Annotated in this window: 14 protein-coding genes; 8 read left to right on the top strand and 6 right to left on the bottom strand. The window is 75.4% G+C overall.

Annotation, left to right across the window (positions count from 1 at the left end; all coding sequences use genetic code 11):
* Nucleotides 1–3: 3 nt before the first annotated feature.
* A complete protein-coding gene (locus BLT39_RS09440) occupies nt 4–1,971 on the bottom strand; it encodes a DUF7507 domain-containing protein (RefSeq protein ID WP_091062132.1) in 1,968 nt (655 codons plus the stop codon).
* Nucleotides 1,972–2,199: 228 nt separating this feature from the next.
* Between BLT39_RS09440 and BLT39_RS09445 the strand changes: the two genes are divergently transcribed.
* Complete coding sequence (locus BLT39_RS09445) at nt 2,200–3,585, top strand: hemolysin family protein (protein WP_242658281.1); 1,386 nt, start codon at nt 2,200–2,202, stop codon at nt 3,583–3,585.
* Nucleotides 3,582–4,595: a hemolysin family protein gene (locus tag BLT39_RS09450; protein WP_091062135.1), complete on the top strand. Its 1,014-nt coding sequence runs from the start codon at nt 3,582–3,584 to the stop codon at nt 4,593–4,595. The genes BLT39_RS09445 and BLT39_RS09450 overlap by 4 nt, the downstream gene beginning before the upstream one ends.
* A gap of 595 nt (nt 4,596–5,190) precedes the next feature.
* Here the strand turns inward: BLT39_RS09450 and BLT39_RS09455 are convergent.
* The gene (locus BLT39_RS09455) at nt 5,191–5,481 is read right to left on the bottom strand and encodes a hypothetical protein (protein WP_091062137.1); all 291 of its coding nucleotides are present in this window, start codon (nt 5,479–5,481) and stop codon (nt 5,191–5,193) included.
* 53 nt (nt 5,482–5,534) lie between these two features.
* Here BLT39_RS09455 and BLT39_RS09460 point away from each other — a divergent pair, with 53 nt between their 5' ends.
* The 3 genes from BLT39_RS09460 to wrbA all read left to right on the top strand — a co-directional run bounded on the left by BLT39_RS09460 (nt 5,535) and on the right by wrbA (nt 8,084).
* The gene (locus tag BLT39_RS09460; protein ID WP_207507806.1) at nt 5,535–6,839 is read left to right on the top strand and encodes a carboxylesterase family protein; all 1,305 of its coding nucleotides are present in this window, start codon (nt 5,535–5,537) and stop codon (nt 6,837–6,839) included.
* Nucleotides 6,840–6,954: 115 nt separating this feature from the next.
* Nucleotides 6,955–7,413 (top strand): hypothetical protein, encoded by a 459-nt coding sequence (locus tag BLT39_RS09465; RefSeq protein ID WP_207507807.1) that lies wholly within the window; start codon nt 6,955–6,957, stop codon nt 7,411–7,413.
* 71 nt (nt 7,414–7,484) lie between these two features.
* On the top strand, nt 7,485–8,084 hold the full coding sequence (gene wrbA / locus BLT39_RS09470; protein WP_207507808.1) for an NAD(P)H:quinone oxidoreductase: 600 nt from the start codon (nt 7,485–7,487) through the stop codon (nt 8,082–8,084).
* Between the two features lie 43 nt (nt 8,085–8,127).
* Here wrbA and BLT39_RS09475 read toward each other — a convergent pair whose 3' ends face one another.
* Nucleotides 8,128–10,248 carry a DEAD/DEAH box helicase gene (locus tag BLT39_RS09475; RefSeq protein WP_091062140.1) on the bottom strand — a complete coding sequence of 707 codons (2,121 nt, stop codon included), beginning with the start codon at nt 10,246–10,248 and terminating at the stop codon, nt 8,128–8,130.
* 313 nt (nt 10,249–10,561) lie between these two features.
* On the opposite strand from BLT39_RS09475, the gene BLT39_RS09480 reads away from it, so the two are divergent.
* Complete coding sequence (locus BLT39_RS09480; RefSeq protein WP_207507810.1) at nt 10,562–11,293, top strand: alpha/beta hydrolase family protein; 732 nt, start codon at nt 10,562–10,564, stop codon at nt 11,291–11,293.
* A gap of 34 nt (nt 11,294–11,327) precedes the next feature.
* Here BLT39_RS09480 and BLT39_RS09485 read toward each other — a convergent pair whose 3' ends face one another.
* Nucleotides 11,328–11,942 carry a hypothetical protein gene (locus tag BLT39_RS09485; protein ID WP_091062142.1) on the bottom strand — a complete coding sequence of 205 codons (615 nt, stop codon included), beginning with the start codon at nt 11,940–11,942 and terminating at the stop codon, nt 11,328–11,330.
* Nucleotides 11,943–12,052: 110 nt separating this feature from the next.
* Nucleotides 12,053–13,129, bottom strand: coding sequence for a DNA glycosylase AlkZ-like family protein (locus tag BLT39_RS09490; protein WP_091062144.1), 1,077 nt, complete (start codon nt 13,127–13,129; stop codon nt 12,053–12,055).
* A 52-nt stretch (nt 13,130–13,181) separates the two neighbouring features.
* Between BLT39_RS09490 and BLT39_RS09495 the strand changes: the two genes are divergently transcribed.
* A complete protein-coding gene (locus tag BLT39_RS09495) occupies nt 13,182–13,559 on the top strand; it encodes a hypothetical protein (RefSeq protein WP_091062145.1) in 378 nt (125 codons plus the stop codon).
* On the opposite strand, the gene BLT39_RS09500 is transcribed toward BLT39_RS09495, so the two are convergent.
* Nucleotides 13,553–13,822: a YggT family protein gene (locus BLT39_RS09500; protein ID WP_091062148.1), complete on the bottom strand. Its 270-nt coding sequence runs from the start codon at nt 13,820–13,822 to the stop codon at nt 13,553–13,555. The two genes, BLT39_RS09495 and BLT39_RS09500, sit on opposite strands and share 7 nt — an antisense overlap.
* A 175-nt stretch (nt 13,823–13,997) precedes the next feature.
* On the opposite strand from BLT39_RS09500, the gene BLT39_RS09505 reads away from it, so the two are divergent.
* Nucleotides 13,998–15,188, top strand: a complete 1,191-nt coding sequence (locus BLT39_RS09505; RefSeq protein WP_091062150.1) for a zinc-dependent alcohol dehydrogenase — start codon at nt 13,998–14,000, stop codon at nt 15,186–15,188.
* Nucleotides 15,189–15,207 lie beyond the last annotated feature (19 nt).

Here is a 15,207-nt window from a genome sequence, read left to right on the forward strand (position 1 = left end):
GGGTCAGGCCCGGCGGCGCCGGGCCAGGGTGAGGGCGGCGGTGCCCGCGCCGAGCAGCACCAGCGCGGCCCCGGTCCAGCGGGTGCCGTCGACGCCGGTGGTCGGCAGGTCCGCGACCTGCGGGGTGCGGGCCACGACCAGCGGCACGCTGCCCTGCGCGGTCGCGAGGACCGGTGCGGCGGCGCCCGGCGGCAGGCCCGACGCGGTGCCCGAGCCGGCGGCGGCACCGGCCGCGCGGTCGGCGTCGGTGAGGACGACGTCGAGGGTGCAGGTGGTGGCCGCACCCGGCCCGAGCACGGTCACCGGGCAGCTCGCCGCGGTGGCCCCCGGCCCGGTGACGCCCACCTCGTGCAGGGTGACCGTGCCGGTGTTGGTGACCAGGTAGGTCCAGCGCACGCGGTCACCGACCCGGCTGCCGGTCGCGGTCAGGGTCAGCGCCGGTGCCGCGGGCACGGCCACGGCCGCCGACGCCGGTACGGCCTGCAGGGTGGCGCCGCCGCGGGTGGCACGGGCCGCGGACGCCCCGGTCAGGGTGCCGGCGTCGACGTCGGCCTGCGCCGCGGTGCTCGTGGAGGTGCACGAGGTGGTGGCACCGGGCGCCAGCGAGGTGGTCGGGCAGCTCACCGCACCGCCGTCGGGCCGGGTGACGACGAGCCCGGTGAGCGCGGCGCGGCCGGTGTTGGTGACCTGGTGGGTCCAGGCCACCTGCTCGCCGGCGCGGCCCACGGGGGTGCCGGTCTGGGTCAGGGCGAGGTCGGCGACCGGGTTGTCGGTGCACGTCGGGGAGCTAGGCGCGCAGGTGGTCGGCACCGGGGTGCCGAAGGGCACCGCCAGCGCACGCAGCAGGTGGTCGCCGGTCCCCGACGGGGTCACCCGGACCCGCAGGGTGACCGTGGCGGTGGTGCCGGGCCGGAGCAGCCCGCCGACCTCGATGCGCCCGCCGGTGAGCGGGGAGACCTGGAGCCCGGAGCCCGCGGACGCGGTGGCCGGCACGTCGACGGCGGCGTCGTCGAGGACGCCGTCCAGCACGAGCACGGTGTCCACCTGCGCGGCGGCCGCGCCGTCGGTGTTGTCCAGGGTGAGCGTGTAGGTCGCTGTGCCGCCGGCGTCGACGACCGCGCCGTCGACCGGGGACACCGACAGGTCGGTGACCAGGTCGGCGCAGAGGCCGGCGTCGCCGACGGACGTGGCGCCGTAGAGCGTCGTCCCGGTCGCCACCACATCGGTGGTCGGCAGCGGGGCGGTCGACGCCGCCGTCGGCAGGGCGTCGACCCGGCGGACGGTGCCGTCGCTGCCGGCCAGGTAGACCTGCCCGCCGGACTGCATCGCGCCCCAGGACTCGGGCACGGTGCCGATCACCGTCGTCGTCCCGTCGGGGTGGATGCGGGCCAGCGCGTCGCCGGTGCTGCCCTCCACCACGGCCAGCACGTCGTCGTCGGGGTCGTCGGCGAGGGTGAGGAAGTCACCGGCGGACGTCCAGCCGGCCGGGAGCGTCGCCGCCGGGGTCGTCGCGCCGGTGGCCGGGTCCAGCCGCAGGACCTCGTCGTCGGCGTAGGCCCCCAGCAGCAGGCTGCCGTCGGGGGCGGCGGTCAGCGCGTTGTACATGCGGCCGGGCGGACCGCTGATGGGCACCGTGGCCGTCTCGGCGCCGGTGGCCAGGTCGATCCGGTACAGGGTGTCCGAGCCGTTGTCGAGGTCGACGCCGTAGAGGGTGCCGTCGGGCAGGACGGCGACGTCGCCGTAGGGGCGCTGGGCCTGGACCGAGGCGCGCAGCCGGCCGGTCGGGTCGTACCGCAGCAGCCGCTCGTCGCCGGACAGGGTCCCGGTGTTGACCAGCAGGTGCGCCTGCTGGCAGGACGGGGCGGCCGACGCCGGCGCCGGGTGGGTCCAGTACAGCACCGTGGCCGCCGCCGCCGTCAGCGCCAGGCCACCGGCGACGGGGCGCCGGGGGCTGCGACGCGGTCCTGCCATGCCCCGAATAACGGACGCTGCAGTTCCTCCGTGCACCCCGCCGCGGTCCCCCTCACCCGTCCGGGGTGCGCCGGCGCACAGCGCGGACCCAGGAACGGTTGCGCGTCACCGTTCGTTGGGCGGCGCGACGGCGGGCCCGGGTCCGCCGTCGTCCCGTCCCCGAGCAGGAAGAGCCATGGCCGACAGCCACAGACCCGTGACCGCCGACCCCCACCGCAGGACGACCCGGTGACCGCCGCCGTCCTGACCCTGCTCCTCGGCGTGCTGGTGGTGATCGCCATCACCGCGGCCACGGCGTACTTCGTGGCCCAGGAGTTCGCCTACATGTCGGTGGACCGGTCCCGGCTGGGCGCGCTGGCCCAGGCCGGCGACGGCGCAGCCCAACGCGCCCTGCAGGTCACCCGCCGCACGTCCTTCATGCTCTCGGGCGCCCAGCTGGGCATCACCGTCACCGGGCTGCTGGTCGGCTACACCGCCGAGCCGCTGATCGGCCAGAGCGTGGGCACCCTGCTCGGCGGGGTCGGCGTCCCGACCGCGGTGGGCGTGGCCATCGGGGCGGTCGGTGCCCTGGTGCTGTCCACCCTGGTGCAGATGCTGCTGGGCGAGCTGTTCCCCAAGAACCTGGCCATCGCCCGGCCCGAGCCGGTGTCGCGCTGGCTGGCCACCTCGACGGTGGTCTACCTCAAGGTGTTCGGCTGGCTGATCTGGTTCTTCGACCAGTCCTCCAACCTGCTGCTGCGCGCGCTGCGCATCGAGCCGGTGCACGACGTCGAGCACTCCGCGACCGCGCGCGACCTGGACAGCATCGTGGCCGACTCCCGGGCCAGCGGTGACCTGCCGCCGGAGCTGTCGGTGCTGCTGGACCGGATCATCGACTTCCCCGAGCAGGACGCCGAGCACGCGATGATCCCCCGCCACCGGGTGGACACCGTGACCGAGGCCGACACCCTGGGCCGGCTGCGCGAGCTGATGGCCACCGGCCACTCCCGCTACCCGGTGCTGTCGGCCGCCGACGGCGACGTCACCGGCGTGGTGCACCTGGCCGACCTCCTCACCACCACCGAGGACGACGACGCCCCGGTGCGCGCGATCGCCCGGCCGGCGCTGGTGGTCTCCCACCTGACGCCGCTGCCCGGTGTCCTCGCCGAGCTCGCGGCCACCCGCAACCAGCTGGCCTGCGTCGTCGACGAGTACGGCGGCCTGGCCGGCGTCATCACCGTCGAGGACCTCGCCGAGGAGCTGGTCGGGGAGATCACCGACGAGCACGACCCCGAACTGGTCGGCGAGCCCGTCGACGCCGGCGGGGGCTGGGAGATGGCCGGCGACGTCCCGGTGGACGAGGTCGAGCGCGCGGTCGGCGTGGACCTGCCGCGCGGTGACTACGAGACCGTCGCCGGGCTGGTCATCGCCGCCCGCGGCGGGCTGCCCGCCGAGGGCGACCGGGTGCGGGTCGAGCTGCCCCCGGACCCCGCCGAGCTGGTGCACGAGGACGAGCCGGCGGTCCGGCACGCCGAGGTCGAGGTGCTGGAGGTGGAACGGCACGTGCCCTCGCGGGTGCGCGTCCACCTGCCCGCGACCGAGCCGGCCGCCGCTGCCGTGGAGGAGACCCGATGAGCGCCAACCCCTGGGTGGTCGTCCCGGCCACCGTCGTGATCGTCGCGCTGAGCGCGTTCTTCGTCGCCGTGGAGTTCGCCGCGCTGGCGGCCAAGCGGCACCGCCTGGAGGAGCAGGCGGTCAGCAGCCGCCCGGCCCGCGCCGCGCTGCGCAACTCCGCCGAGCTGACCCTGGTGCTGGCCGGCGCGCAGCTGGGCATCACCGCCTGCGTGCTGGCGCTCGGCGCGCTGAGCAAGCCCGCCGTCGACGCCTGGCTGACCCCGGCGTTCGAGTCGGTGGGCCTGCCGGCGGTGGCCGCGGACGTCACCGGCTTCGTGGTCTCGCTGTTCGTGGTCACCTTCATCCACCTGGTGGTGGGCGAGATGGCCCCGAAGTCGTGGGCAATCGCGCACCCGGAGCGGTCCTCGGTGCTGCTGGCCCCGGCCATGCGGGTGTTCATGTGGGTCTTCCGGCCGGCGCTCAAGGCGATGAACGGCAGCGCCAACTGGATGCTGCGCCGGGTCGGTGTTGAGCCGGTCGACGAGGTCGCCGCCGGGCACAGCCCGGACACCCTGCGGGTGCTGGTCGAGCACTCGGTGGAGGTCGGCGCACTGGAGCAGGGCTTCTCCAGCCAGATCGCCGGCGCCCTGCAGCTGCAGGAGCTCACCGTCGCCGACCTGGTCGACTCCCGCCCGGTGGCGTCGGTGCCGGCGTCGGCCACCGCGGGCGACGTCCGCGCCGCCACCCGGGCCAGCGGGCACCTGCGGATCCTGCTCGGCGACGGTGACCGGCTGGGCACCGTCGTCCACGTGCGGGACACCCTGGTGCTGCCCGACGACGCCCCGGCCGCACCGGTCGGGCGACCGGTGTTCGCGCTGGAGGCCACCACCCCGGTGGCCACCGCGCTGCAGCGGATGCGGGAGACCCGCAACCACCTGGCCGTGGTCACCGACGGCGACCGGGTGGCCGGCGTGGTCACCCTCGCCGACGTGCTCCGCCGGCTGTTCCCCCAGCCCGAACCGGTCGCCTGACCCCCGCCCGCCCGGGTACCGGCGCCGCCGCCTGAGCAGGTGGCCGCACATCCCTGACGGTGGGCGCGCAGAGCGGAGTGCGCAGACCGTGGGGGCTGTCGGGCCACCCGTCGGGTGGGAGGCATTCGCCGACGGTGGGAGGTGGTTGCAACCGCCTCCCACCGTCCAGGATGACCTCCCACCCGACGGCGGATGGGTCAGCTCGTATTCAGTGGTCCCCCAAGCGACCGCGCTCGGGCAGTGGGGTGGAGTTCCCCGTGTCCAAGAGAGCTCCGGGTGGAGGCGGGCGCGTCGACCCCTCGGCTCGCCTTCGGTCGGTGCGCAGCCCGCGGCAGAGCCGACCATGTGGGCGTCCGGTCGTCCGGCCCGTCTCCGGCGATGGCAGCCAGGGCGTCGAGGAACCGGTCGGGGGTCGCGTTTCCCCCACTCGGGGTGACCCTGGTTCGGAGGTCGGCCTGCATGCGCCGCACGACGTCCGCGAGGTCCTTCCTGATCAGCACACCTTGCACGCGGCGGTGGCTGACATCGGCGAACCGGGCCGTCTGCCGTGCCACGACCCAAGGGTCCGGGCAGCCCCCTCGTCGACCAGCACCTGTTACTCCACGACGAGGACGACGGCTCGGCGTCCGTCAGGCAACCGCAGGTGACGGATGTCCCCGGCAGTGTCGCAGTCCGTGCCCTCCGCGCGGCGGATCCGCTCGGCGACCTCGGCACGACCATCGCCCACGACCCAGTCGACCGGCGAGCCGCAGAGCTGGACCCCGAGGAGCGTGCTCGACCGTCTGACCCACGGACGGGCCTCTCGGCAGGTCAGCTGGGCAACCCGTTCCAGGGGTTCGCCACCGGGACCCCGCACCGCAAGGGTCCCGTCGTCCTCCAGCTCCACGGTGGGGACGGTAGCCCGGCGGGGGCACCGGGCCGGGCCGTAGCGTCGTGGGGGTGGGGACGCCGGTGACCGTGCAGACGCCGGCGGGGGTGTTCCGGGCCCGTCGGGAGGGCGACCTGGTCCGGGCGACCGGGATCCGGTACGCCCGCGCGGAGCGGTTCCGCGCCCCGGTGGACGAGCCCGTGGCCGACGGCCCGGTCGACGCCACCCGGCTCGCGCCCGCCTGCCCGCAGAACCCGACCCCGCTGCTGGACGACCTGCTCGTGGACCCGATGGGCGACCTGGTGGTGGACGAGGACTGCCTGCGGCTGTCGGTCACCGCCCCGGCCGGCGCGCAGGGCGCCCCGGTGATGGTGTTCCTGCACGGCGGGTCCTACCGCGCCGGCGCCGGGGACTCCCCCGTGTTCGACCCCCGCCCGCTGGTCCGCGAGCAGGGCGTGGTGCTGGTCGCGGTCACCTACCGGCTCGGCCTGCTCGGCTACCTCGGTGGCGGCCCGCGTCAGGCCAACCTCGGCCTGCTCGACCAGCTGTCGGCGCTGCGCTGGGTCCAGCGGGCGATCGAGGGCTTCGGCGGCGACCCGGCCGCCGTCACCGTCTTCGGGCACTCCGCCGGCGGGGACGCCGTGGCCCACCTGATGGCGGCCGACGGCGCCCGCGGTCTCTTCCGGCGGGCGGTCGTGCAGAGCGCACCGCTGGGCATCAGCCGCGGCCGGGCCCGGATGTCGGCGGCCATGGACGCCGCCGCCGGGGACCTGGACGCCGGGACGCCGCTCGAGGAGGTGCTGGCCGCCGAGGCCCGCGTCGAGGCCGCCGCCGCCCCCTTCGGCCTGGTGGCGGCGATGCCGTTCGGCACCCGCTACGGCCACCCGCCGCTGCCGGCCGAGGACGCCGTCGGCGACGCCTGGTCGGCCGCCGCGCCGCACGTCGACCTGCTCGTCGGCAGCACCGCCCGCGAGGTGGCGCTCTTCCTGCCGGGCCTGCCCGAGCGGTTCGCCGTCGTCCGGCGGGTCCCGCTGCTCACCCGGGCCGCGGTCGCGCTGGCCAGCTGGGTGGTCTACGGCCGGGCCGTGCGGTCATTGGCCCGGCGGCACGCCCGGGCCGGCGGCCGGGCGGCCACCTACCGGCTGGACTGGGGTGCCCCCGGGTCGCCGCTGCGGGCGGCGCACTGCACCGACCTGCCGCTGCTGTTCGGTTCGCCGGAGGCCTGGCGCGGTGCCCCGCTGCTGGCGGGTGTGCCCTGGGCCGAGGTCGAGGCACGCGGCAGGCAGCTGCGTGCCCTGTGGGCCGGGTTCGCCCGCACCGGCACGGTGCCGCAGGTCGACGTCCCCGGGTTCCTCCGCACCCGCCGGGCCCGCTGAGCCCGGTCGACACCGTCCCGGGCACCGGCCCCCGGTTGTGGGGGGTGTTCCCCCGGCCCGTTCCGCAGTGCACTTCGGGTGCGTCGGGTCCGTCCCCCAGGCGCCGGAGGTCCCCGTGACCGCACCCCGTCCCCGGGTCGTCCTGCTCGCTGCCGCACTGCTCGCACCGGTCGTGACCGGCTGCTCGGCGCAGGACGGCGCGGCGACCGCCGACCCGTCGTCCGCGTCGGCGGGCAGCGTGTCGTCGAGCAGCGCGCCGTCCGGTGCCACCGGGTCCTCCGCCGCCGACGCCGCCGGGCCCACCGAGGTCGACGTCTCGGCCACCGAGTTCGCCTTCACCCTCTCCCAGCAGGAGTTCGCGCCCGGGGAGTACACGTTCGTGCTCTCCGACGACGGGTCGGCCCCGCACGCCCTCACCATCACCGGGCCGGGCGTGGACGAGACCTCCGACGACGTCCGGCCCGGCGACAGCGCCGAGCTGACCGTCACCCTGCAGCCCGGCGACTACGAACTGCTGTGCCCGGTCGGTGACCACACCGCCCGCGGGATGCGGATGACCATCACGGTCGGCTGACCGGGTTGCGGGGGTCCGACACCTCCCCGAGGGTTGAACGTGCAACCACTTCCTCGACCCGGGAGGTCCCCGTGACCAACATCGTCGTCGTCTACTACTCCTCGACCGGCAACACCCACCAGCTCGCGCAGGCCGTCGCCGAGGGCGCGCAGGAGGCCGGCGCCGACGTCCGGCTGCGCCGCGTGCCCGAGACCGCCCCCGACGCCGCCATCGACAGCAACCCGGCGTGGCGGGCCCACCTCGACGACGTCTCCGGCGTCGAGATCGCCACCCCCGACGACCTGGCCTGGGCCGACGGCTACGCCTTCGGCACCCCGACCCGCTTCGGGACGCCGTCCGCCCAGCTGAAGGCCTACATCGACACCCTCGGCGGGCTGTGGTTCAACGGCACCCTGGCCAACAAGGGCGCCACCGCCTTCACCAGCGCGCAGAACACCCACGGCGGCAACGAGTCGACGATCCTCACGCTGTTCAACGTGTTCTCGCACTTCGGCGCGGTCATCGTGCCGCCCGGCTACACCGACCCGCTGCTGTTCGCCGCCGGCGGCAACCCCTACGGCACGTCGGTGCCCTCGGCCGGCAACTCCGCCGCGGCCAGCGACGAGGCGCTCACCGCGGCCCGCTACCAGGGCAAGCGGCTCGCGGAGATCACCGCGAAGATCCGCGGCTGACACCCGACCCGGGGACGGCGGCGACCGCCGTCCCCGGGACCGGTCAGGCGGGCTGCGCCCGCAGCGCGTCCACCAGCAGCGCGACCAGCGCCTCCAGCTGCACGTCGCCGGTGGCCGCGACCTCCTCGTCCGACCCGTCCAGCGCGCGGGCGGCGAGCCCGGCCTTGGAGCCGATCAGCTCGGCGATCCGGGAGTCGATGGTCTGCGCGGCGATGATCCGCCACGCGGTGACCGGCTCGGTCTGCCCGATCCGGTGGCTGCGGTCGATGGCCTGGGTCTGCTCGGCGTCGGTCCAGGACAGCTCGGCGAGGACGACGTTCGAGGCCACCTGCAGGTTCAGCCCGACACCGGCCGCGGTCAGCGAGCAGACGGCGACCTGCACCGACGGGTCGTTGACGAAGGCGTCGACCTCCTTCTGCCGGACCGAGGGCGTCTGGTCGCCGCGGATGGAGGAGAAGCTCACCCCGGCCTTCTCGAAGGAGGCCTCGGCGGCGTCCATGACCGCGATGTGCTTGGCGAAGAAGACGACCTTGCCGGCGCTGCGGGCCAGCTGCGCGGCGTAGTCGGCGGCCAGCTCCGCCTTGGCCAGGCCGATCCGGCGCATCATCGAGAACACGTTCTCGCCGGTCTGGCGGGTCATCGCGTCCTTGAGCTCGCTCTTGGCCACCCGGCGCACCAGGTCCATGTCCAGCTCGTCGTCCACGACGTCGCGGTAGGACAGCGCCGACCGGTACTGCGCCACCATCCGCTGCGCCAGCTCGCGCTCGGCGGCCCGGATGGAGCGGCCCACGGCGCCGTCCAGCTCGACCGGCAGGTCGGCGATCCGGCGGGCGGGGATGTCGGCGGCGACGTCGACCTTGCGGCGGCGCACGATGCCCATGTCGACGACGCACCGGCGGGCGGCCTCGTAGAACTCCCGGTCGGCCGGGACGTAGCCGGTGGCCTCGAGGCACTCGGTGAGCTGGGCCAGCGGCTTGGTCTCGTCGACCCAGCCCAGGAAGCGCCAGATGGCCCGGAAGTCGTCGACGTCGTTGATCAGCGGGGTACCGGTCAGCGCCATCAGCAGCGGCTTGGCGGTGCGCACCCGCAGGCCGGCCGACAGCGCCAGCACGTGCTGGGAGCGCTGGGAGGTGACGTTCTTGATGAAGTGCGCCTCGTCGACGACCATGCCGCGGAAGCCGAACTCCTCCAGCCACCCGCGGTGCCGGTCGAGCACCTCGTAGTTGACGACGACGATGTCGGCGAACCCGTCGACGTTGTCCCCGTCGCCCTGCACGACGGTGGCCGGCCGGTGCGGGGTCCACAGCGCGGCCTCCCGCGCCCAGTTCGTCTTCACGACGTTGGGGACGACGACCAGCAGCGGGTAGGCCATCGCGGCCTCGGCGGCCAGCAGCGCCTGCGCGGTCTTGCCCAGGCCGGGCTCGTCGGCGAGCAGGAAGCTGCGGTGGCCCTCGGCGACGGCGGCGACCAGCTGGCCCTGGTGCGGCATGAGCTCCAGGCCCGCCGGGGTGAACCGCTGGGTCGGGAACGGCAGCGACATGCAGGCCGGTGCCCCGCCGCCGGCCCGCTCGAAGGAGGCCAGCAGCGGGCCCATCAGCTCCCAGCCGGCCAGCCGGCCGGGCCGGGGACCGCGCTGGGCCGCGCCGGCGTCGTAGTCCGGGGCTAGGAAGGGGTTGGCGAGCTGGCGGGCGGCGACCGACTGCGGGACGACGCGGCGGGGGGCCTCGACGGGCGCGACGGCGACCGGCTCGGGCTCGGGCTCCTCCTCCACCTCGACGCCGAGGTCGCGTTTCATGTCCTTGGCGATGCGGCGGGCGGCCTCGGAGGGCACCGCCTCGTCGGCGAGCAGGGCCAGCAGGCCGGCGTCGCGGACCGCGGTGGTGGCCATGATCGTGGCCAGGCCCTCCAGCCGCTTGAGCTGCTCGGTGCGGTGGCTGTCGCTGACCGCCGCCGTGCGCACCCGCGCGCGCTCCTCGCGCAGCAGCAGCGCGACGGCCTGGAAGGTCGCCCGCACCGTGGGGGTCACCCGGTTGCGCTTGGCCGCGGCCTCGACGTCGCGGACGGCCCGGGCGAGCTCGGCGACCAGGTCACCGTTGCGCGGCCGGTGGCCACCCCGACCGGCGGTGCGGCGAGCGCCGTCACGACGCTGGCCTGCTCGAGCCACTCACTACCTCCTGGAGACGTGCTGCGCCGCCGCGCACACGGCGGCGCGCCCTGCGGGCGGAGCGGCGCGACCGGCGATCCGGTCGGGCGAGCCCGATCACTGCGGGCCCCGGCGGCGTGCGGTGCGTCGACGCCGGTGCAGCGGGTGCCGCCGGTCTGGTCCGGCCGCAGGGCACCCAGCCTACCCACCCGCACCGACGGCGTCGTGGATCGGCACCGCCGTCCGCCGGACGGGTCCACCACGAACACCCGGTGTGCCCCTCCTCCGCCGACGAACCCTGCTGCAGCTGACCGCCTGGGGCACACTCGGCGCGGTGACCGCCGGCTGCTCGCGTCCTCCCGCTCCTGGCTCCCGCACCGCCTACGGCGACGACCCCAGCCAGTGGGCCGAGCTCTACCGGCCCGAGGGCACCCCCCGCGGGGTCGTGGTGGTCATCCACGGCGGGTTCTGGCGGGCGCAGTACGACGCGTCGCTGGGCGCGCCGCTGGCGCAGGCGCTGGCCGACGAGGGCTGGGCGGCCTGGAACCTGGAGTACCGGCGGGTGGGCGACGGCGGCGGGGTGCCGGCCACGCTGGACGACGTCGCCGCCGGCATCGACGCGCTGGCCACCACCGACCTCGACCTCTCCACGGTGCTGGCGCTCGGCCACTCCGCGGGCGGGCACCTGGCGGTGTGGGCAGCCGGGCGGTCGGGTGCGCGGGTGCCGCTGACCGGCGCGGTGTCGCAGGCCGGGGTGCTGGACCTGCGCGGCGCGGAGGCCGAGGACCTGGGCGCCGGTGCGGTGCAGGCCTTCGTCGGCGGCCCGGTGGACGCCGCGGTCGACCCGCTGCAGCAGGTGCCCCTCAGCGTCCCCGTGCGGTGCGTGCACGGCCGGGCCGACACCAACGTGCCGCTGTCGCAGTCGCAGACCTACGTGCAGGCGGCCACCGCGGCCGGTGCCGACGCCACGCTGACCGAGGTCGACGGCGACCACTTCGTGCTCATCGACCCGTCGTCCCCGGTGTGGCGGACCCAGCTCGACCTCCTGGCCGACCTGGCGGGCTGAGTCGGGGCGACCCCGGTGTCGGGGAACCCGGGGGTCAGCGCGCCGCCACGCTGACCGTGCGGGTGGACGAGACGGTGCCCGTGCCGTTCGACGTCGCGCCGCCGAGGGTGACCGCCGCGGAGACCGGGCGACTGGTCACCACGGTGAGCGAGCGGCACGGGGTGGACGACGGGCTCGCGCAGTCGGAGCCGCGGGTGGTGGTGGCCGCGAGCGGGCCGGTGGCGGTGAGCACGGCGCTGACCGTGACGGTCGTCTGCACCTGCGTCGCGCCGCGGTCGGTCCACCCGGACAGCGTCATCTGCACGGGCGGCAGCGTCGTGCGCCCAAGACCCGGGGTGACGGTGAGGACGTCACCGTCGAGGTCGAGGTAGGCCTCGCCGCCGGTGGCGCAGTCGCGGGAGGACTCGCACGCCACGACGACCGCGACCTCGCTCCACCGTCCACCGGACGGGCCGCCGCTCGCGTACTCGTCGACGACGACCGAGGCCTGGCGGCCATCCGCGAGCAGGACCTGCGCTTCGGCGTGGTGGCCGACGACGTAGCCGACGGGCCCGCTCGACGGGGCCGCCTGGGCCGGGGACGCGGTCCCGGCGGCGACGGCGAGGGCCGCCGGGCCGAGGGCGAGGAGCAGACGGGATCGGGCGCGCACAGGAGGACCTCCGGGTCGGGGTACGTCGATGTCCGACGCGGCCCCGGGACCGTAGGCGACCTTTCCGGTTGTGCACAACCTTCTCCGGGGCGCGCGGGACGCGTGGGTCCTCAGCGGCGGAGGGTGAGGCCGAGCCAGTCGGCGAGGGCGGCGAGCTCGACGTCGACGTCCTCGGTCATGGCCGGGGTGAAGGGCACGTCCTGGTGGACGGCGGCGACGGTGAACGTGCCGGCCTTCCGGTCGGCCGCGGCGTCGACCTTGCCGACCAGCCGGTCGGCGTGCAGCACCGGCAGCGCGAAGTAGCCCCACCGGCGGGCGGCGGCGGGCTTGTACATCTCCAGCGTGTAGTCGAAGCCGAACAGCTCCAGGGCCCGGCGGCGGTCGTGCACCAGCCGGTCGAAGGGCGACAGCAGTGCCGTCCGGCCGGTGAACGGGCGGCCCAGCTGGTCGGGGTCGACCCGCCACTCCCCCGGGACGCCGTCCACCACGGCGGGCTCCCCGGCCTCGCCCACGTCGTTGGCCTCCACCGACGACTGGTCGGTCCGGGCCCGGGCGATGCCCAGGGCCCGCAGCCGGCGCCGGTCGCGCTCGCGCTCGGCGTCCTCGAAGGGCACCACCTCGACGTCGGCCGGGTAGACCCGCTCGGCCAGGTCCCACAGCCGCTGCTTGCCCCGCCGTCCGCTGATGGCGACCTCGCCCCGCCCGGCCAGCACCTCCAGCATCTGGGTGACGTTCCGGTTGCCGGTCCAGCCGGTCGACGCCCACGGCACCGCCGCGGTGTCCGGGATGTCCTTGGACAGCAGCGGCCCGTCGGCGCGCAGCCGGGCGAGCACGTCGGCGGCGAAGCCCTGGTTGGCGGCCAGCCACTCGCGGGGACGCAGGTACAGGGGCGCGCGCTGCATGCGGGCCCGGAACAGCCGCAGGTCGGCCATCGGCCGCACGCAGGCATGCAGCTCGAACAGGGTGCGCTCGACGTCGAGGGCCCGGCGCAGCTCCTCGGGCCGGTACCCGGACCCGAGCCGGGTCCAGGCGACCAGGTCGGCGCTGGGCGCGACGGCGGCCGTGGGGTCCAGCTGCAGGAAGGCGAGCCGCTCGACGACGTGCAGCAGGTCGGCCGGGCGGTCGGCGTCCAGCAGCTGCGCCCGGACGGCGACCTGCCGGGCCTCCTCGACGGTCAGCCGGTGCACAGCACCCGAACCTAGACCCGGGCTGTCGGAGGGGACCAGCACACTGCGGCCCGTGCCCGCCTTCTTCCTGCCCCGCGCCGAGGACCCCGACCAGGCCGAGCGGCTCTACGAGGCCCTGGCCGAGTTCGCCGGCTGCGCGCCCGCCCCGCCCGGCGAGCGGATCGCCTCGCTCACCTTCGACGCCGAGGGCGCCACCTGGACCGCGGCGGTCGGCGAGGAGCTGCGCGGCACCCGGACCACCCGGCAGATGCGGCGCGGGGAGCTGCTGGAGCACACCGTCGAGCTGACGTCGGCGACCCGGGTGCTGGCGGTCTACCCGGGCCGGCCCTGCACGGTCGTCACCGACGCCGCCCCGATCACCGGCGCGCCGTCCGAGTGGGCCAACCCCTTCACCGCCGAGCCCGTCGACGTCGTCCTGTTCGATCAGTAGGACAGCAGCACCGACCGGAGGACGACGACGGCCAGGAAGACGACCGTGAACGCCAGGTCGATGCCCAGGCCGCCCAGCCGCAGCGGCGGCAGCACCCGGCGCACGGGGGCGATCACCGGTTCGGTGAGGCCGTGGACGACGCGGCGGACCCCGCCGATGCGGGCGCCGCCGGCCGGGGACAGCACGCCGACCCAGTCGACCACCACGCGGGCGACCAGGACCAGCTGGAACAGCAGCAGCACGGTGGCCAGCAACACGATCACGGCATCTCCTCGGGTGGTTCCTGCTTCCCATGGTCACGACCCCACCCCAGCGCGGGCTGTGCGCGACCTGGGAGTTGTCCGCACGCCCGGTTTCGGACCCCCTCGGGCGTGGGGAGGGTCGACCGGGCCTGGAGACCACGGGCGCGACCGTTCCGCGCGACCGAGGGGGATCCCCATGAAGGCAGTGACCTGGCACGGCAAGGGCGACGTCCGGGTGGACGAGGTCCCCGACCCCGTCATCCAGCAGCCGACCGACGCGATCATCCGCGTCACCACCACCAACATCTGCGGGTCGGACCTGCACCTGGTCGAGCCGCTCGCCCCCTTCATGAGCGTGGGCGACGTGCTGGGCCACGAGACGATGGGCGAGGTGGTCGAGGTCGGCGGCGAGACCGGTGACCTGCGGGTGGGTGACCGGGTGTCCATCCCGTTCCAGATCTCCTGCGGGCACTGCTGGATGTGCGACCGCGGCCTCTACACCCAGTGCGAGACCACCCAGGTGCGCGACCAGGGCTCGGGTGCGGCGCTGTTCGGCTACTCGAAGATGTACGGCTCGGTGCCCGGCGGACAGGCGGAGTTCCTCCGGGTGCCGCAGGCGCAGTTCACGCACGTGAAGCTGCCCGAGGGCCCGGCCGACGACCGGTTCGCCTACCTGTCGGACATCCTGCCCACCGCCTGGCAGGCCGTGGCCTACGCGCACGTCCCCGAGGGCGGCACCCTGGTCGTCCTGGGCCTGGGTCCGGTGGGCGACTTCGCCGCCCGCATCGGCCTGCACAAGGGCTACCGCGTGATCGGCGTCGACCTGGTCCCCGACCGGCTCGAGCGGGCCCGGTCGCGCGGCGTCGAGGTGGTCGACCTGCGCGAGCACGAGCACGACCTCGGCGACGCGATCCGCGACCTGACCGACGGCCGCGGCCCGGACTCCGTCGTCGACGCCGTCGGCCTCGAGGCGCACGGCTCCCCCGCCACCACCTTCGTGCAGAAGGCCGCGGGCCTGCTCCCCGACGTGCTGGCCGCCCCGCTGCAGAAGACCGCCGGGGTCGACCGGCTGGCCGCGCTGTACTCGGCGATCGACATCGTGCGCCGCGGCGGCACCATCTCGCTGTCGGGCGTCTACGGCGGCGCCGCCGACCCCATCCCGATGCTCACGCTCTTCGACAAGCAGATCCAGCTGACGATGGGCCAGTGCAACGTGAAGAAGTGGGTGCCGGAGATCATGCCGCTGCTCACCGACGACGACCCGCTGGGCGTGGACACCTTCGCCTCGCACCGGCTGCCCATCGACCAGGCCCCCGAGGCGTACAAGAACTTCCGCGCCAAGGAGGAGGGCTGGCAGAAGGTCCTGCTCAAGCCGGCCGGCGTCTGAGCGTCGTACCGTCGCCGGG

Source organism: Klenkia brasiliensis, from assembly GCF_900100695.1.
In the GTDB taxonomy this organism is placed as follows: Bacteria; Actinomycetota; Actinomycetes; order Mycobacteriales; family Geodermatophilaceae; genus Klenkia; species Klenkia brasiliensis.